A 15745-nucleotide genomic window follows, 5' to 3' on the forward strand; every position below is an offset into this window, starting at 1 on the left:
GTCCACGTCACGGCGGGTCAGCGTCGCCGCTGGAGTGCCGTGATGGACGGGCGGTCAGCGGTGACCGCGGTGGGGCCGGGCGGGCTTGCCGTACGGTCAGGAAAGGCGCGCGCGGACGATCTGGGCCACGCGGCCGCCCTCGGCGCGGCCTGCCACCTTCGGGTTGACGACCTTCATGACCTGGCCCATCGCCTGCGGGCCCGACACGCCGAGCTCGGCGACGGCCTCATCGACGATGCGGCCGAGCTCCTCGTCCGACAGCTGCGCCGGCAGGTACTCCTCCAGCACGGCCTGCTCGTCGAGCTCCGCCTTGGCCTGCTCCTCGCGGCCGGCGCCGCCGAACGCCTCGGCGGCCTCGCGGCGCTTCTTGGCCTCCTTGGTGAGGACCTTGAGGATCTCGTCGTCGGACAGCTCCCTGGCCTGCTTGCCCGCGACCTCCTCCACGTTGATCGCGGCCAGCGCCATGCGGATGGTCCGCAGACGTACCTCGTCCCTGCTCTTCATCGAGGCCGACAGGTCGGCCTTCAGCTTGTCCTTCAATGCGCTCATGTGCTCCATCCTTTCAGGCATCATGAAGAGATGAGGAAAGCTGTCGCAGTCCCCCTGTCCCTGCTCGGTCTGGGCGTGGCCGGTCTCGGCTACGCCTCGGTCATCGAGCGCAACAGCTTCCGTCTGCGACGCTTCGACGTCCCCGTCCTCGAGCGGGGCCAGCGGCCGGTGCGCATCCTGCACCTGTCCGACCTGCACCTGACGCCCGGCCGTCGCATGCTCGTCAACTGGGTGCGCTCCCTCGGCTCCCTCGAGCCCGACCTCGTCGTCAACACCGGCGACTCCATCGCCCACGTCGACGCGGTCCCCGCGCTGCTGCACGCCCTCGAGCCGCTGCTGTCACGTCCTGGCCTGTTCGTGTACGGCTCGAACGACCTCTACGCCCCCAAGCCCAAGAACCCGGTCCGCTACCTCTGGCGCACCTCCAAGGGCGAGCGCCGCCAGCACGTCCCCTCCCTGCCCTGGCGCGAGCTCGGCGAGGGCATGGCCGCCGAGGGCTGGCTCGACATGAACAACACCACGGCCCGCGTCAAGGTGGGCGACCTTGACATCGCCGTGGCGGGCATCCACGACTCCCACATCGACCGCGACCGCTACGACCTCGTGGCCGGCCCCGCCCCCCGCGACGCCGACCTGCGCCTCGGCGTCATGCACTCACCCGAGCCGCGCAACATGAGCCGCTTCGCCGCCGACGGATACCAGCTCCTGCTCGCCGGCCACACCCACGGCGGCCAGCTCTGCATCCCCTTCTACGGCGCTCTGGTGACCAACTGCGGCATCGACAAGGCCCGCGTGAAGGGACTTCACCGCCACGAATCGGCCTGGCTGCACGTGTCGGCAGGGCTCGGGACCTCCCCTTATGCGCCTGCCCGGTTTGCCTGCTTCCCCGAGGCCTCGCTGCTGACGTTGGTCCCGCGCCGCTGAGGCGTCACACGCACCCCCGAAGTCCGCTAGACTCGTGCAGGCACGTGCAAGACGGACGTGCACCGGGGTGTAGCGCAGCTTGGCAGCGCGCTTCGTTCGGGACGAAGAGGCCGTGGGTTCAAATCCCGCCACCCCGACCCAGCAAGAGCAGCTCAAAGGCCAGTTCCGATCATCGGGACTGGCCTTCTGCTTTGTCTGAGTGACTGACTGCGTGACTACGGCCTCTCCCAACGGCCGTCCGACTCAGGGGGATCGATGATTTCGCTCTTCAGGTGGTCCGCGGTGTGAATCGGTTTCATGCCTAGCTCCCACCGGAGGCGATCGATAGTGAGGTCGCACAGATCAAAGAGAGTGAGACCGTCCACCTCCGCGAGCCCGCCTCGATCGATCACAGCTGGAGACCCTGCTCGACGTGTGCCTCAAGTTGACGTAGAGCGTCCCTGCAGAGGCCTTTCTCGGCATGGCTGTCGCTTTGAAGGGAGTTTCGATCACCATTCGTAGGTGATGAGATGCCTGGGCGGGGCCGTGATCTTGACGGGGCTTCCCCATCCTCGATAGATGACGTTCATCGTCATGGTCTCGGTGTTACCGCCCTCCGGCCGGGTGAACCTGATGATGGCGTGGAAACGTCGCGGCAAGTTGTCCGGACCCACCCAGAGTTTCCAGGTGATCGGCCCGCCCCACGCGAAATCCTCCTCCTCGGTCCCGAAGTACATCCCGGCCTGCCGCTCATCCAGCTTGGGAACCGTCACCGTGCCGCTGTGGAGGGTCGTCTTCACTCCTTCGAAGGTTCCGCCGTCGGCGCTGGTCGCATTGTGAGAGGCGACAAGCTTGAGGAAGCCCGGGTTGATCCCGTTGATCAGGTCCTCTCCCCACATGACCCCGGCCAGGTTCCGCCCGCCGTAGGTCCATTTCCCCACCGTCGATGGCGATTTCCAAACGTACTTGCCATCCTTGGAACGCACATAGGCCTGTGAGTAGAACTCCCGGCCGATGCTGATTTCCCTGGACCGGCCTGTCCCCTCTGGCTCCTGGGAGATCGTCGTGGTGTCGGCGGCGTACACGCCTGAGGCCCTGAAGCGGTACGCACCGGACGCCTTGATGTCCCAGGTGGCCGGAGGCCCGCCCCGTCGCTTGACGGAGAAGCGCACGCTGCTCTTCTTCACGAACTGCTGCTTGATCGCTTTGACGACGGAGTCGAGAGACTCCGATTCGGGAGACGCGTGCACGGCGCCGCCAGGAATCGTGACACTCAGCAGGCCCGCCATCATCAGCACGGCGCTCATGCGTTTCATGCGGCGATCATCACGGAGCTCGATATCGATCTCATCACGGTAGTCAGCCCGCGTCCCTGAAGCGTTCGTAGCGCTCCTCGAGCAGCTCTCGTTTCGGCATGTCCACCCGCCGTCGAGGGACCACCAGGCGTAGACCGTTCATCTCCTGCAGTCCGTGCTTGAGCATCGGCCCGTCGACCTCTTCCAGGATGTCGGAGCGCACCTCGATCACCAGGTCGGGGCGTACACCGAGGATGTGCTGGTCGTATGCGGCATGGTGGATCTTGCAGAGCGCCATCCCGTTGGAGATCGCCGGAACGCCGCGTTCCTCACGGTCGGGGATGATGTGGGCGGCGTCCAGCAGCGACAGATGCTTGAGACGACACATCGCACAGCTCGTCTGGTACGCCTGGATGACCCGCTGCCTGAACACCGGCTGGTGGAGGCGGCGCCTGGTCATGCCAACGGAGTAGCGCCGCTCAATCTCGCTCGCCGCCCCATCAAGGGTGATGTGCCGCTGCGCCTCCTCCAGCGCCACGGCCACCTGCAGTTGATCGGTCTCGACGGCCCGGATCCACACCGGGAAGAACGGCAGGTACAGGCCCTGCTTCACGCCAAAGAACCAGATGAGGGGCAGGCCACGCTCGTGAGCGTGGCGGAGACCGACATTCGTGTACAGGTTGGGGTTGTCGCCCTGGAACTTGTAGCGCAGCAGCCCGTCCGGGCCCACCTCGTCTTCGTACGGCGCACGCGTGCCGTCGGAGGTGTAGGTGGTGAGGATGGACAGTGCGGCCGTCAGCTCCTTGGGCTTGCGGATGCCCAACTGGTTGTCGACCAGCGGAAAGGTGCGCCCCTCGAACTGGAAGCCCAGGAGTTCCGCACGGGAGACCACAGGATTATCCGGGGTGCAGCGCCGCTGAAGCCACGCCATGGCTGCTGTGCGAATCCGGCTATCAAGGACATCACCCGGCGGCGTGATCACATTCGAGTTCTACACCCACCGCCGACCAGTTCACCAGTAGCGACTCAAGGTCAGGTCGGCTTTGCCTCAAGAGATCAGCTCATGAGAGTCCCCTTCGCTACCTCGGGAGCTTGACGATCGCCTCTGCCTTGCTGGTCCAGGTACTCGCCGGCGGCTCCACTTCCTTCGAGACCTCCTGGAGCAGCGTCACGCTCTCCGTCAACGCAGACCGTCGGGCTGAGGCCGAGTATCCGGTGACACGAACGACGACATCCGCTCTGGTGATCGGGAGGACCCGCATTCTGAAGAAAAAAATTCCGGCGGGCATGTAGAGAACGGGCGGACGCCTCCGACCTCCTCCTGACAGCGGCGCCGGACGGGCGCCGGGGAACGCAGGAGGTAGCGAGATGAGCAAGGTCACCTGTGACATGGGGATGTCCCTCGACGGCTTCGTGGCAGGACCGCACCAGAGTCTGGAGAAGCCGATGGGTGAGGGCGTGGGCGAGCGCCTGCACCGGTGGATGTTCGACGAGCCCGAGCGGCACGCCGCGGTGATCGAGGACATCACCGCGGCAGGAGCCTTCATCATGGGCCGCAACATGTTCGGCCCCAGCCGCGGCGCGTGGGACCTGGACTGGAACGGCTGGTGGGGTGACGAGCCGCCGTACCACGCGCCGGTCTTTGTCCTCACCCACCACCCTCGTGAGCAGGTGACGATGAAGGGTGGCACGACGTTCACCTTCGTCACCGACGGGATCGAGGCGGCGATGGCCCGGGCGCGCGAGGCCGCCGGCGATCGCGACGTCGCCATCGCCGGCGGCGCCGAGACGGTGAACCAGTACCTGGCGGCAGGGCTCATCGACGAGCTGCGCCTGCACGTCGCGCCCGTGATCCTCGGCAGAGGCGAGCGGCTGTTCGACAACGTCGGGGACATCACCCTCGAGCCCCTCGGCGACCCCTCGGGCACCAGCCTCGTCACCCATCTGACGTACCGGGTGATCCGGTAGAGGAGCCATGGATCGATGACGCTTCGCTACCTTTGGATCAAGGGGCGAACGATGGCGGTGAAGACGATCGGCAGGCGAAGAAGTCCGCAGGAGAAGAAGCTGCTGAGCTATACGAAGGATCGTCGGAACGACTACGGCGAGAACGACAAGAGCTCCCGCACGTCCATCCGCAGGAACAAGAGCGCCCCTCATCGGGCCAACAGGCGGCATGTGAGCCAGACGCTCGATGCGATCACCGGCGCCGTCGATGAGGCGGTAGAAGAGTCGGCCGTGCGGCGTCTTGAGAGCAGGCGGCCGAAGACGTGGAAGAAGTGGCGCGACGCGACACTCGGGGCGACCGTCCAGGACCGTCTGCGGCGAAGGGCGCGCCTGGGCATCGATGACCACGAGAGGAACGCCGAACGCGTTCAGCGGGTTCGGCGGCGGCTACGACTGCCGGCCGGCGAGACGCGGCGAAGGTGATCCGTGCGGCGACCGCGCCGCACGCCACCCACGTCACGTGATCGGCGCGGCGACCGCACCGCACGCCACCGACTTCAGGTGATCGGCCCTTTGACGCCCAGCGATGGCAGGGGTGGATCCCGCCGCCCCTGCCCGGTCGGGAAGACCGGTTCCAACTGGGCTTTCGCCTTGCCTGGATCATTGCGCGGAGGGCCCTGTACACCAAACCAAGCGCTTGCTACGCTCCGCCCATGATGTCCACGGTTGTCTGGGGTACCGGCAACGTCGGCCGCGCGGCCATCCGCGCCGTCGAGGCCCATCCGACGCTGAAGCTCGCGGCCGTGCTCGTCCACAACCCCGGCAAGGTCGGCCGTGACGCGGGCGAGCTCGGCGGGCTCGGCCACCACCTGGGAGTGGCGGCGACCGACGACATCGACGCCGTGCTGGCCGCCGGCCCACGCGCCGTCGTGTACGCGGCGTCCGGCGACATCCGTCCCGACGAGGCACTCGCCGACATCATCAGGGCGATCCGAGCCGGGGCCGTGGTCGTCACCCCGTCGCTGTACGCGCTCTACGACCAGCGCAACGCCCCGCCGGAGCTGCGGGAGCCCGTGCTGGAGGCCATCAAGGACGGCGGCGGCTCGCTGTTCGTCTCAGGCGTCGATCCCGGATGGGGCAACGACGTGCTGCCGCTGCTGATCAGCGGGCTCGCCACCACCGTCGACGTGATCCGCTGTCAGGAGATCTTCGACTACTCCACCTACGACCAGCAGGACTCTGTCAGGTACCTGGTCGGCATGGGCCAGCCGATGGACTACGAGCCGCCGATGCTCGCCCCCGCCGTCCCGACCATGGTGTGGGGCGGGCAGGTACGGCTGATGGCCAGGGCGCTCGGCGTCGAGCTCGACGAGATCAGGGAGACCCTGGACCGGCGGCCGCTCGACTCCACGGTGAGCACCAGGACGATGGGCGAGTTCGAGGCGGGCACCCAGGGCGCGGTGCGGTTCGAGGTGCAGGGCATCGTCGAGGGCGAACCCCGCATCGTCATCGAGCACGTCACCCGCATCCACGCGTCCTGCGCACCGGACTGGCCGACACCGCCCGACGGCGAGGGGGCGCACCGGGTGATCATCGAGGGCCGTCCGCGCATCGAGGTCACGGTCGAGGCCACCGACGAGGACGGCAACCGTTCCGCGGGAGGGAACGCCACCGCGGTGGGCCGGCTCGTCAGCGCCATCGACTGGCTCGCGGACGCGGAGCCGGGGCTCTACGACGCGCTCGACGTCCCGCTGCGCCCCGCGGTCGGCAAGCTCGGGAGGAGACAGCCGTGAACATCGACATCCCCGAGGGCAGGGACGCGATCGAGTACGTGTGGGGCGAGATGGTCCCCGGCATCGGGATCGCCGCCTCGAAGTTCTCGATGGCGGTGTACGCCCACACGACCCTCGGCCTCCGCGAGTTCGAGGCCGCGCGGCTGCGGATCGCGCAGATCAACGGGTGCGTCTTCTGCCTCGACTGGCGCACCGAGCGCGACGGGCAGAAGGTCGAGGAGGGCTTCGCCGACGCGGTGACAGAGTGGCGCACCACCGACGCCTTCGACGAGCGCACCAGACTGGCCGCCGAGTACGCCGAGCGGTACGCCCTCGACCACCATGGCCTCGACGAGGAGTTCTGGACGCGGATGACCGCGCACTACAGCCAGCTCGAGATCGTGGAGCTGAGCATGAGCATCGGTTCCTGGCTGGCGTTCGGCCGGCTCAACCATGTGCTGGGCCTCGACACCGTGTGCAGGCTGCCCAGCGGTTCGTCCCCCTCGGCCAGGCGGGCGGACGCGCTGTGACCCATATGGAGAACGTGTTCTCGTTTCGTCGAGAGTGAGGCCCATCACGTGAGCGACAAGACCTTAGGCATCTCGCGCCGTGGATTCATCGCAGGAACCGGCTCCATGCTGGGTGTCGCGGCCCTCGCGGGTCGCACGCCCTCGGCCCAGGCTTCGGCCGTCCGCTCGGCTGCTCCGATCGCCTCGGGGGCCCGCGTCCCCGCCCTGGTGATCGGCACCGGCTACGGCGGCTCCGTCGCCGCTCTACGCCTCGCCCAGGCGGGCGTCGACGTGCACATGATCGAGATGGGCATGGCCTGGGACACCCCCGGCCCCGACGGCAAGATCTTCTGCAGCACGCTCGAGCCCGACCACCGCTCCTACTGGCTGCGCACCAGGACCAAGGCCCCGCTCAACTACTTCCTCGGCTTCCCGATCGACAGGAACATCTCCCGCTACACCGGGATCCTGGACGCGGAGGACTTCAGCGGCATCACCGTCTACCAGGGGCGCGGCGTCGGCGGCGGCTCGCTGGTCAACGGAGGCATGGCGGTCACTCCCAAGCGCGAGAACTTCGCCGCCGTCCTCCCGTCGGTGAACGCCGACGAGATGTACAACGTCTACTACCCGCGCGCCAACGCCGGGCTCGGGGTCGGCACCATCGACCCGGCCTGGTTCGACTCCACCCCCTACTACCAGTACTCCAGGGTCGGGCGGAAGCACGCCCAGCGCTCCGGGTTCCCTTTCGTCTTCGTGCCCGACGTCTACGACTGGGACTACATGAAGCAGGAGGCCGCGGGGACCGTCACCAAGTCGGCGCTGGCCGGCGAGATCCTCTACGGCAACAACCACGGCAAGAAGTCGCTGCAGAAGACCTACATCGCCCAGGCCAGGGCCACCGGCAAGGTCACCATCTCGCCGCTGCACAGGGTCACCTCGGTCGCTCCCGCGGCAGGTGGCGGCTACACGGTCGTCATCGACCAGCTCAACACCGACGGCGACACCACGGCCACCAAGACCGTGATCGCGGACAGGGTGTTCTTCGCCGCGGGAAGCGTCGGCACCAGCAAACTGCTGGTCAAGCTGAAGGCGACCGGCGCGCTGCCCCACCTGAACGACGAGGTCGGCAAGGGCTGGGGCGACAACGGGAACGTCATGTGCGGCCGCGCCAACCACCTGTGGGACCCGACAGGCAAGCTCCAGTCGACCATCCCCTGCTCAGGCATCGACAACTGGGCGGCAGGCGGCGCGTTCGCCGAGGTCGCGCCGCTGCCCACCGGGATCGAGACCTACGCCTCGTTCTACCTGTCGATCACCAAGAACCCCCACCGCGCGCAGTTCTCGTGGAACGCCGCGACGGGCCAGGTCGACCTGAACTGGCAGACGGCGTGGAAGCAGCCGTCCATCGACATGGCGAAGACGATCTTCGACAAGATCAACGCCAAGGAGGGGACGATCTACAGGACCGACCTCTTCGGCGTCTACAAGGTCTGGGGCGACCACCTCACGTACCACCCGCTCGGCGGCGCGGTGCTGAACAAGGCGACCGACAACTACGGCCGCCTCACCGCCTACCCCGGCCTGTACGTCATCGACGGCTCACTCATCCCCGGCAACACGAGCGTGAACCCGTTCGTCACCATCACCGCGCTCGCCGAGCGGAACATCGAGAAGATCATCGCCACCGACCTGTAGGCGCCCCCGCCGCCACCGGCAAGGAGTCCTCGACGAGCGCTCAGGCCTGTCGTCCGCCGCTCGCGCCGGTGACGGCCTGATCGCCTCGCGGGCGGCGCTTCGCTCTGATCTGCTGCAGGTCCACGACCTCGACGAGGCTGGCCAGGTCCACGTGCAGGGCGACCTGCTCAGGGCTCCAGCAGTCGGCGACGTGGTAGCGCCTGCCGTTGACGCGGTGGGACACGCGGAGGCAGGGGCGTTCGTCCCTGACGATGTGCTCGACCTCGATCCCATCAGGAGAGAGCCAGCGCGTCATGTCCGCGAGCATATGCGATTCGGACATATGCCCTTATTCTGGACAGAAGGGCGCCCTGGTCAGGGGAAGCGGCCAGGGCGTTCGCCATGGGGCAGACTGGCCGTATGGATCTGGTCGTATGGGTCGATGACTGGCAGATGCAGTGCTGCGGCGACCCGTTCAGCCTGGGAGCGCGGGTCTCGTGGAAGCTGGGCCCGCCCGATCTCGACTGGCTGGCCACGGTCCTGGGCCCGGTCCAGGTCGACAGGGCCGAAGACCATCATGATCTGTTCCCCCCTGACACCCCGGCCACCGAGGCCGTGGTGAGAGCGATCAGCGCCGTCCGCTGCGCCTACGCCCCGAAACCGGGCGAAGACCTTCCAGGCCTGTATCCCGTCCGGGGCTCGGGTGTGCTCACGCCGGTGGAGCGCGCTGACGGCTGGGAGAAGGACCAGGGCGACAAGAGGTTCTCCGGCTATCTGGTGCGACTGTCCACGGTCGAACGGTCCTGACCGCTAGATCCAGGTGGCGGCGGGGTCCCAGTAGAACGGGCGGCACTCCAGCATGCGCCCGTTCCTCACCCTGATCAGCTGCAGGATCAGGGAGTCGACCTCCTCGCCTGTGGCGCGGGAGCGGAAGCGCACCACGCTGCGCACCACGACGGTGTCGGCGTCGCCCCAGTGTTCCTGCTCGAGGAAGTCCATCGACTCCCACACCTCGCTGAACCTGGCCAGGAACCGCTCCATGCCGTCACGACCTCGCCAGACCCCCGTTCCCGTGAAAGGCAGCCCTGGAGCCTGGTACAGGACGACCTCGGGATCGAGGTACCTGGCCACCTCGTCGTAGCTGGACTTGCCGAAGCCGCCCGCCGCGACGTACGCGGCCTCGGCCGCGTAGAACCTCTCCATGACCGCCCAGGCGTCGGCCTGCTGCTCTGTCGTGCTCATGGCCCAGTGTCACCGGTACGCCGGAGGCAGCGCTGGCGGCGATCGGACCTCGGACTCGATCAGGGAAGCTCCCGTTGCGCGATCAGCCCGGCGATGCCGTCGAAGATGCGGTCGAGACCGAACCTGCGCCCGTTGTCGTCAAGGAGGTCGCCGGTCTCGGCCATGGCGCGGGTGAGGTCGGGGAAGCGCTCGCCATGGGTGGCCACGAGCTCGCCGATGGTCACGGCCACGCTGCCCTCGGTGGTCCACGGCTGGGTGCCCGCAGAAGCCGTGGACTGGGTGTTGCGGACATGCGCGAACAGCAGGAACGCCGTGGCCATCCGCTCGCCCCCTGTCAGGCACGTGCCCGAGAACGCGCTGACCGCCGCGTCGATCCAGCCGATCTCGTTGGGCCCCATCACCCGGTTGCCCACCGTCACCGACGGCAGCCATGGGTGGCGCTCCCACGTCTCGGCCAGCAGCCTGATGAACTCCTCCATCTTGGGCCGCCAGCCACCGGGCACGCGGTCCAGCCTGGGTGGCTCGCCGACAGCCGTGTCGATCATCACGGCCATGAGCTCGGCCTTGTTGGCCACATAGCGGTAGAGCGACATCTTGGTGAAGCCCAGGTCGCCGGCGACGCGCTGCATGGACACCGCGGGGATGCCCTCGGCGTCGGCGATGTCGATGGCCGAGCGGGCGATCAGTTCGAGACTGAGCGCGGGGCGCGCCTTCCTGGCCGACCGCTCCTCCTGGCTCCAGAGCAATCCGAACGCGCCGTCTTCGTCGCTCGCCATCCGTCCTCCTTCGGATTTCGGGGTTGTCAACCTGGCCCCGATGTGTCTAGCGTACATCTTGTGTCCGATGGATACTAAGTGTCCTTGAGAAACAGGAGTGCCGAGATGGCCACCAAGATCTTCATCAACCTGCACGTCAGCGACTGGAGCGTCCTGCACATGCCGGCGACAGCTTGAGCCAAGCCGTAGGGAAGCCTTAAACACGCCGTAAGCGGGCCCCGGCAAGCTGAAGGCACACAACGACAGCCGCGACACTTTGAGAAGGAAGCACCCCATGCGCACGTTCAAGCTCCAGGTCCAGACCACCGTCGACGGCTACATGGCCGGCCCGAACGGCGAGATGGACTGGATGACGTTCCCGTGGACCGACGACATCAGCGCCTACATCGACGCGCTCACCGAGCCGGTCGACTGCATCGTGCTGGGCCGCCACCTCGCCGAGGGGTTCATCCCGACGTGGGCGGCCCAGCCCGAGGGCGAGACCCAGGAGTCCATCGACTGGATGAACAACACGCCCAAGGTCGTGATCTCCAACAGCCTGACCGAGTCGCCCTGGGACAACGCCGTCGTCGCCGGCGGCGACCTCGCCGAGACCGTGAACAAGCTCAAGGCCCAGCCGGGCGGGGACATCATCACCTACGGCGGCGGCACGCTCGTCTCGGACCTGATCACCAAGGGCCTGCTCGACGAACTCCACCTGTTCGTCAACCCGACCGCGATCGGCGCCGGCATGCCGGTGTTCCCCGCCGGCGCCTACCAGCGGCTTCGCCTCGTCACCGCGCGCCCGTTCGACTGCGGGATCACCGCGCTGCACTTCGAGCCGAAGCGCTCCTGAACGCGGCCCTCGGCTCGCGGCGGGGAATCGTCAGGAGGTCGCGGGCGCCTCTCCCAGCCGCGTGCGGGACAGCATCAGGCGCACCGTCTCCTCCAGCGAACTGTCCTGGCCGATGACCTGCTGGTCTTGCCCGAGCCGGAGTTCCCCCGCAGGACGATCAGCTGTGGTGACACCGCTCCAGGTTAGGGCCGCAGGCGGGTACGGCAGGGCCGCCATGAACGGCCGAGCCGTCCCGCGAGAGCAGGTTCGTCCGCGACGCATGAGGGCAGCGGCCAGGTATCGACAGAGGTGTCTGGTGTACGCCGGAGGTGCGTCGTGCCCGAGTTCCCCTTCTACTGGTCGCTCATGGTGGCCCCGACTGACGAGGTGGCCGAGCGGTTCGCGCAGATGGACCCGCAGGACCGGATGCGACTGCTCGAGCAGCAGCCGACGGTGTACTGGCGAGCCCTCGACCTGTATACCGACCGGCTGTCCCGCAACCTCCACGAGCTGGCGGAGCGCATCAGGGCCGACAGATCGGACGGCCGTCCGCGCGAGGGTGTCCTGCACTGGTGAGGCGCGCCCGTTTGGGCGCCTCCACCTGGGGGAGGTCGCCGTCATGAGCGAAGCGCCGATCTCCCGCTCGGGCTACGAGCGCAAGGCGATCATCACGGGGGCCGACTCGGGCATCGGGCAGGCGAGCGCGGTGGCGCTGGCCGAGCGCGGGTTCGACGTCGGGATCACCTTCCATGCCGACCTGGACGGCGCGCGGGAGACCGAGCGCCTGGTCCGCGACAGAGGAAGGCGCGCGGCCGTGCGCGGGCACGACCTCACCGACCCCGAGCGGGCCGCGGCCGTGGTCGAGGAGCTGGCGGACGAACTCGGCGGGCTCGGCGTGCTGGTCAACAACGCGGGCACGGGCACCTCCGAGCCACTGCTGGAGACCGACTACGCCCGATGGCGCTCGGTCCTGGCCGTCGACCTGGACGGCGCCTTCCTGTGCGCGCAGCGCGCGGCCCGCCGCATGGTGGCCGCAGGTCGTGGCGGCAGGATCATCAACGTCACCAGCGTGCACGAGGAGTATCCGAGGGTCGGGGCCGGCCCTTACTGCGCGGCCAAGGGCGGGCTGCGGATGCTCAGCAGGGTGCTGGCACTGGAGCTGGCGCCGTACGGCATCACGGTGAACACCATCGCGCCTGGCGAGATCGCCACCCCGATGACGGGTCAGGAGGACGAGCCGCCACAGCCCGGCAGCAGGCCAGGCTATCCCGTCGACAGGCCGGGCGACGCCAGGGAGGTGGCCGCCGCCGTCGCGTTCCTGGCCGACCAGGCCTCCTCCTACATCACCGGGGCTTCGCTGTTCGTGGACGGCGGCCTGTCGCTCATGGGCCCGCAGGCGGCAGGGGCCCTGACCTCGGACGAGTGGCGTAAGGGCTGAGCCTTCACACGCCCGCGCTGAGCTCGAAGGTGTGGGCGCCAGGGTGGTCCTGGGGCAACCCGCATCTCCATGACTCGCGAGGGAACTGCGGATCGGATGTCTCGGCGGGGCACGGCTTCGGTGTGACGAACTCGCGGATGTCATCGCGAAAGCGGATCCACCACTCGTGGTCGAAGCCTGAGGTCTGCCCCAGTGCGAGGTGCGGCCCTTCGTGACCGGCCTCCAGCTCGCATACCGCCGCTGGTTCGAGCTCGTGTGCGGGGTCGGGGAGCGTGTCCAACCGAGCCAGCTCGTCGTCGGTGAAGACGATCAGCTCCGCACACGCTGCGCGTCGTGTGTTCATAGCGTCACCATAAGGTCACGCTCCGACGAAACCGCGGAGACCTACGGCCCTGACCGCCATCAACCTTCACGGCCAAGGCCGATAGACCCGCTATCGGGCCGATCCTCCACGAATGTCCGTGCCCTTGGTGCGACGGCGGAGCGTGGGGGTCAGGGTGCCGCGTGCCGGTCGAGGCCGAGCGTGGCGATGAGGTCCTCGTGGAGCTCGAACCAGACACGATGGCAGGAGTCGACGTCGGTGCGGTCGACCCAGGCGCCCTCCCCGGCCAGGGCGCGCCCCAGGGCTGTGGCGAATCGTGTGTCGTATCCACGGAACCGGGTGAGGACGTTCCCGAGCCGGTCCGCGAGTGGCGTGAGTGCGCGGTCGATGCCGGCGAGCTCGTGGAGGACTCGGCCGTCCCAGACGGGATCGGAGTGGTCGTTGACGGCGAGCCGATCGCCGGCGGTGGGCCGGAGTTGCCAGTCGGTGCAGGCTCGTAGCAGGAGGGCGTTCAGCGGGAGGAACTCGCGGTAGACGTCACGGACCTCGTCGGCACCGCCGACGCGCGCGAGCTCGGCCCCGAGCCGGCGCTCGTTCTCCACCCGGCCGGGCCCGGTCAACGACCAGCCTCCGGTGCCGGCGAAGGCGGTGTGCTCGACCCAGCCACGCGCCTCGGCGTCGCCCAGCACCTCGTGCGTCGTGGCCACATCGAGTCCGTACCGACGAGCGATCAGCGGGGTGTCCGCGAACCCGGTGACGCGCACGGCGTGCAGGACCAGAAGGTCGAGCGAAGAGTCCTGGGTCACGAGTCGTCGTCCTGTCGTGCCGCCAGGCGCATGTAGCGCTGCTGGCACGCCTGCGGCGAGTTGAACCCCATCGCGTGTGCCATCTGTGCCCAGGTGAGCCCCGCGCTACGGGCCGTGAACAGCAGGGCGGCCTCGAGTCCTTCGACCTCGGCGCGTGCGGCGGGCAGGAGGGCGAGCGCGCTCAGGATGTCCTCAGGGCCCAGGTCGGCGGAGCGCCAGACGGCGAACTGCGCGAGGTCGACCGCCGACGGCGGGACGGGCGAGGGTCGCCACGGGCGGGCGTCCAGCGCGGCCGCGCCCAGGCTCAGAAGACGCTCGCGCGCGTCCTGCTCACGGAAGGCCTGGGCGTGATCAGTCTGCGCGGCGTGAGCGATGTCCTGCTTGCGTGACATGCAACTCATGATGCAGAATCAACGAATTATTGTCAATCATCCGTTGAAGGGGGAAAATGGATGTTCGTACCCCTCACGGAGGCCGTCGTCGATACCTGCGGCGGCAAGGCCGGCGCCCTCGGCGCGTTGCTCCGCGCGGGTCTGCCGGTTCCCGACGGTTTCGTCGTCTCGTTCGCCGCTTACCTCGCCGCCGTCCGCGACCTGGACCTGGGACGGTTCGCCGGCGATCCTGACGCGGCGCGGCGGGCGATCGAGGCCCGCCCGCTCCACGCCACCGTGCTCGATGCGCTGGGACGCGCGCTCGGCGAGCTCGGCGATCCGCCCGTGGCGGTGCGATCATCGGCGGCGAACGAGGACACCTGCCTGGCGTCGGCGGCCGGCCAGCACGAGAGCTTTCTCGCCGTGCACGGCGTCAGCGAGGTCGCCGCCGCCGTATGTGCCTGCTGGGCCTCGCTGTTCTCTCCCCGCGCCATCGGCTACCGGGACGCCTTCCGCGACGACCAGCAGTCCGACGATCCCGCGATGGCCGTCATCGTCCAACGCCATCTGGATGCCGAGGTATCCGGGGTCATGTTCACACCCGCGGACCCGAACGACGCCACCGGGATCGAGGCGTCCTGGGGCCTCGGCCCCAGCGTCGTCGAGGGCAAGGTCACCCCTGACGCCTACCGCGTCGCCAAGGACGGGTCGGTCGCGCGCACCGTCGCAGACAAACGGACCCGCCTCGACCGGCGTGGCACGCGGCTCGTCATCAGCGACGTGCCCACCCGTACCCGGAATCGACCGGCGATCGACGACGCGACCGCCACGCAGCTGGCCAGGCTGGGCGCGGAGATCGCTGCCGTACTCGGAGGGCCGCAGGATGTCGAGTGGGCGATCGTCGACGGCCGCGTCTGGGTCCTGCAGGCCCGGCCGGTCACCGCCGCACCCCCGCCACCGGCATCGCCTTCCGTCGCCTCGGACACCCCGGCCGCCACACTCACCGGCACCCCGGGCAGCCGTGGGAGCGTGACCGGCACCGCGAGGATCGTCCGCGGTCCTGGCGACTTCGCCCGCGTGCGGCCTGGCGACATCCTCGTCTGCCCCTTCACCGACCCCGCCTGGACGCCGCTGCTGCGCATCGCCGCCGGCGTCGTCACCGAAACCGGAGGCGTGCTCTCCCACGCGGCGATCGTCGCGCGCGAGCACGCCATCCCCGCCGTCCTCGGCGTTCCGAACGCGACGAGCAGGCTCCACGACGACAGCATCATCACCGTCGACGGCACCACCGGCACCGTCACGGCGACAAACGCGTGATTCTTGCGGA

General features: G+C 68.4%; 21 protein-coding genes and 1 tRNA gene. 13 read left to right on the forward strand and 9 right to left on the reverse strand.

Translation table 11 applies throughout. The annotated features are described in order from the left end of the window. Positions 1 to 96 precede the first annotated feature (96 nt). Positions 97 to 549, reverse strand: a complete 453-nt coding sequence (locus ABFX50_RS13320) for a GatB/YqeY domain-containing protein (protein ID WP_183652354.1) — start codon at positions 547 to 549, stop codon at positions 97 to 99. A 30-nt stretch (positions 550 to 579) separates the two neighbouring features. Here ABFX50_RS13320 and ABFX50_RS13325 point away from each other — a divergent pair, with 30 nt between their 5' ends. Both ABFX50_RS13325 and ABFX50_RS13330 read left to right on the forward strand, forming a co-directional pair. Next, a complete protein-coding gene (locus ABFX50_RS13325) occupies positions 580 to 1473 on the forward strand; it encodes a metallophosphoesterase (RefSeq protein WP_346127010.1) in 894 nt (297 codons plus the stop codon). A 63-nt stretch (positions 1474 to 1536) separates the two neighbouring features. Further along, positions 1537 to 1610 (forward strand) — tRNA-Pro (locus tag ABFX50_RS13330). A 351-nt stretch (positions 1611 to 1961) separates the two neighbouring features. Here ABFX50_RS13330 and ABFX50_RS13335 read toward each other — a convergent pair. Then, entirely contained in the window at positions 1962 to 2768 is an 807-nt protein-coding gene (locus ABFX50_RS13335; protein ID WP_346146261.1) for a hypothetical protein, read from the reverse strand. Positions 2769 to 2811: 43 nt separating this feature from the next. Next, a complete protein-coding gene (locus ABFX50_RS13340; protein WP_346146263.1) occupies positions 2812 to 3729 on the reverse strand; it encodes an HNH endonuclease in 918 nt (305 codons plus the stop codon). A 110-nt stretch (positions 3730 to 3839) separates the two neighbouring features. Between ABFX50_RS13340 and ABFX50_RS13345 the strand changes: the two genes are divergently transcribed. From ABFX50_RS13345 to ABFX50_RS13370, 6 genes are all read left to right on the forward strand, one after another. After that, the gene (locus tag ABFX50_RS13345; RefSeq protein ID WP_346146265.1) at positions 3840 to 4040 is read left to right on the forward strand and encodes a hypothetical protein; all 201 of its coding nucleotides are present in this window, start codon (positions 3840 to 3842) and stop codon (positions 4038 to 4040) included. A gap of 75 nt (positions 4041 to 4115) precedes the next feature. Continuing rightward, positions 4116 to 4715 carry a dihydrofolate reductase family protein gene (locus ABFX50_RS13350; protein ID WP_346146267.1) on the forward strand — a complete coding sequence of 200 codons (600 nt, stop codon included), beginning with the start codon at positions 4116 to 4118 and terminating at the stop codon, positions 4713 to 4715. Positions 4716 to 4766: 51 nt separating this feature from the next. Further along, a complete protein-coding gene (locus ABFX50_RS13355) occupies positions 4767 to 5177 on the forward strand; it encodes a hypothetical protein (protein WP_346146269.1) in 411 nt (136 codons plus the stop codon). Between the two features lie 230 nt (positions 5178 to 5407). Then, positions 5408 to 6487, forward strand: coding sequence for an NAD(P)H-dependent amine dehydrogenase family protein (locus ABFX50_RS13360; protein WP_346146271.1), 1080 nt, complete (start codon positions 5408 to 5410; stop codon positions 6485 to 6487). Then, complete coding sequence (locus ABFX50_RS13365) at positions 6484 to 6996, forward strand: carboxymuconolactone decarboxylase family protein (RefSeq protein WP_346146273.1); 513 nt, start codon at positions 6484 to 6486, stop codon at positions 6994 to 6996. Before ABFX50_RS13360 ends, ABFX50_RS13365 begins: the two co-directional genes overlap by 4 nt. A 105-nt stretch (positions 6997 to 7101) precedes the next feature. Beyond that, positions 7102 to 8670, forward strand: coding sequence for a GMC oxidoreductase (locus tag ABFX50_RS13370; protein ID WP_346146275.1), 1569 nt, complete (start codon positions 7102 to 7104; stop codon positions 8668 to 8670). 40 nt (positions 8671 to 8710) lie between these two features. On the opposite strand, the gene ABFX50_RS13375 is transcribed toward ABFX50_RS13370, so the two are convergent. Then, complete coding sequence (locus ABFX50_RS13375) at positions 8711 to 8965, reverse strand: transposase (protein WP_346146277.1); 255 nt, start codon at positions 8963 to 8965, stop codon at positions 8711 to 8713. A 104-nt stretch (positions 8966 to 9069) separates the two neighbouring features. Here ABFX50_RS13375 and ABFX50_RS13380 point away from each other — a divergent pair, with 104 nt between their 5' ends. Continuing rightward, the gene (locus ABFX50_RS13380) at positions 9070 to 9456 is read left to right on the forward strand and encodes a DUF6578 domain-containing protein (RefSeq protein WP_346146278.1); all 387 of its coding nucleotides are present in this window, start codon (positions 9070 to 9072) and stop codon (positions 9454 to 9456) included. Between the two features lie 3 nt (positions 9457 to 9459). Here the strand turns inward: ABFX50_RS13380 and ABFX50_RS13385 are convergent, their stop codons facing one another. Together ABFX50_RS13385 and ABFX50_RS13390 are read right to left on the reverse strand one after the other, a co-directional pair. Then, positions 9460 to 9891, reverse strand: a complete 432-nt coding sequence (locus ABFX50_RS13385; protein ID WP_346146280.1) for a nuclear transport factor 2 family protein — start codon at positions 9889 to 9891, stop codon at positions 9460 to 9462. 59 nt (positions 9892 to 9950) lie between these two features. Continuing rightward, positions 9951 to 10667 (reverse strand): TetR/AcrR family transcriptional regulator, encoded by a 717-nt coding sequence (locus tag ABFX50_RS13390; RefSeq protein WP_346146282.1) that lies wholly within the window; start codon positions 10665 to 10667, stop codon positions 9951 to 9953. 274 nt (positions 10668 to 10941) lie between these two features. On the opposite strand from ABFX50_RS13390, the gene ABFX50_RS13395 reads away from it, so the two are divergent. The 3 genes from ABFX50_RS13395 (at position 10942) to ABFX50_RS13405 (ending at position 12919) form a co-directional block, all read left to right on the forward strand. Then, entirely contained in the window at positions 10942 to 11502 is a 561-nt protein-coding gene (locus tag ABFX50_RS13395) for a dihydrofolate reductase family protein (protein WP_346146284.1), read from the forward strand. 315 nt (positions 11503 to 11817) lie between these two features. Then, a complete protein-coding gene (locus ABFX50_RS13400) occupies positions 11818 to 12057 on the forward strand; it encodes a hypothetical protein (protein ID WP_346146286.1) in 240 nt (79 codons plus the stop codon). A gap of 43 nt (positions 12058 to 12100) precedes the next feature. After that, positions 12101 to 12919, forward strand: coding sequence for an SDR family oxidoreductase (locus ABFX50_RS13405; protein WP_183652395.1), 819 nt, complete (start codon positions 12101 to 12103; stop codon positions 12917 to 12919). A gap of 4 nt (positions 12920 to 12923) precedes the next feature. Here the strand turns inward: ABFX50_RS13405 and ABFX50_RS13410 are convergent, their stop codons facing one another. The 3 genes from ABFX50_RS13410 to ABFX50_RS13420 all read right to left on the reverse strand — a co-directional run bounded on the left by ABFX50_RS13410 (position 12924) and on the right by ABFX50_RS13420 (position 14439). After that, positions 12924 to 13262 (reverse strand): hypothetical protein, encoded by a 339-nt coding sequence (locus ABFX50_RS13410; RefSeq protein ID WP_346146288.1) that lies wholly within the window; start codon positions 13260 to 13262, stop codon positions 12924 to 12926. A gap of 149 nt (positions 13263 to 13411) precedes the next feature. Beyond that, complete coding sequence (locus tag ABFX50_RS13415; protein WP_346146290.1) at positions 13412 to 14047, reverse strand: transcriptional regulator; 636 nt, start codon at positions 14045 to 14047, stop codon at positions 13412 to 13414. Further along, a complete protein-coding gene (locus tag ABFX50_RS13420) occupies positions 14044 to 14439 on the reverse strand; it encodes a DNA-binding protein (RefSeq protein WP_346146292.1) in 396 nt (131 codons plus the stop codon). The genes ABFX50_RS13415 and ABFX50_RS13420 overlap by 4 nt, the downstream gene beginning before the upstream one ends. Before the next feature lie 60 nt (positions 14440 to 14499). On the opposite strand from ABFX50_RS13420, the gene ABFX50_RS13425 reads away from it, so the two are divergent. After that, positions 14500 to 15735 (forward strand): PEP/pyruvate-binding domain-containing protein, encoded by a 1236-nt coding sequence (locus ABFX50_RS13425; protein WP_346146294.1) that lies wholly within the window; start codon positions 14500 to 14502, stop codon positions 15733 to 15735. Positions 15736 to 15745 lie beyond the last annotated feature (10 nt).

Source organism: Nonomuraea recticatena (genome assembly GCF_039533245.1).
Classification (GTDB): Bacteria; Actinomycetota; Actinomycetes; order Streptosporangiales; family Streptosporangiaceae; genus Nonomuraea; species Nonomuraea roseola.

Bases quoted from the DNA above. Each gene is read 5' to 3' on its own strand.
- ABFX50_RS13420 (WP_346146292.1), bottom strand. From the start codon at position 14,439: ATGTCACGCAAGCAGGACATCGCTCACGCCGCGCAGACTGATCACGCC.
- ABFX50_RS13425 (WP_346146294.1), top strand. From the start codon at position 14,500: ATGTTCGTACCCCTCACGGAGGCCGTCGTCGATACCTGCGGCGGCAAG.
- ABFX50_RS13335 (WP_346146261.1), bottom strand. From the start codon at position 2,768: ATGAAACGCATGAGCGCCGTGCTGATGATGGCGGGCCTGCTGAGTGTC.
- ABFX50_RS13380 (WP_346146278.1), top strand. From the start codon at position 9,070: ATGGATCTGGTCGTATGGGTCGATGACTGGCAGATGCAGTGCTGCGGC.
- ABFX50_RS13385 (WP_346146280.1), bottom strand. From the start codon at position 9,891: ATGAGCACGACAGAGCAGCAGGCCGACGCCTGGGCGGTCATGGAGAGG.
- ABFX50_RS13320 (WP_183652354.1), bottom strand. From the start codon at position 549: ATGAGCGCATTGAAGGACAAGCTGAAGGCCGACCTGTCGGCCTCGATG.
- ABFX50_RS13370 (WP_346146275.1), top strand. From the start codon at position 7,102: ATGCTGGGTGTCGCGGCCCTCGCGGGTCGCACGCCCTCGGCCCAGGCT.
- ABFX50_RS13325 (WP_346127010.1), top strand. From the start codon at position 580: ATGAGGAAAGCTGTCGCAGTCCCCCTGTCCCTGCTCGGTCTGGGCGTG.
- ABFX50_RS13410 (WP_346146288.1), bottom strand. From the start codon at position 13,262: ATGAACACACGACGCGCAGCGTGTGCGGAGCTGATCGTCTTCACCGAC.
- ABFX50_RS13405 (WP_183652395.1), top strand. From the start codon at position 12,101: ATGAGCGAAGCGCCGATCTCCCGCTCGGGCTACGAGCGCAAGGCGATC.
- ABFX50_RS13350 (WP_346146267.1), top strand. From the start codon at position 4,116: ATGAGCAAGGTCACCTGTGACATGGGGATGTCCCTCGACGGCTTCGTG.
- ABFX50_RS13390 (WP_346146282.1), bottom strand. From the start codon at position 10,667: ATGGCGAGCGACGAAGACGGCGCGTTCGGATTGCTCTGGAGCCAGGAG.
- ABFX50_RS13375 (WP_346146277.1), bottom strand. From the start codon at position 8,965: ATGACGCGCTGGCTCTCTCCTGATGGGATCGAGGTCGAGCACATCGTC.
- ABFX50_RS13355 (WP_346146269.1), top strand. From the start codon at position 4,767: ATGGCGGTGAAGACGATCGGCAGGCGAAGAAGTCCGCAGGAGAAGAAG.
- ABFX50_RS13360 (WP_346146271.1), top strand. From the start codon at position 5,408: ATGATGTCCACGGTTGTCTGGGGTACCGGCAACGTCGGCCGCGCGGCC.
- ABFX50_RS13395 (WP_346146284.1), top strand. From the start codon at position 10,942: ATGCGCACGTTCAAGCTCCAGGTCCAGACCACCGTCGACGGCTACATG.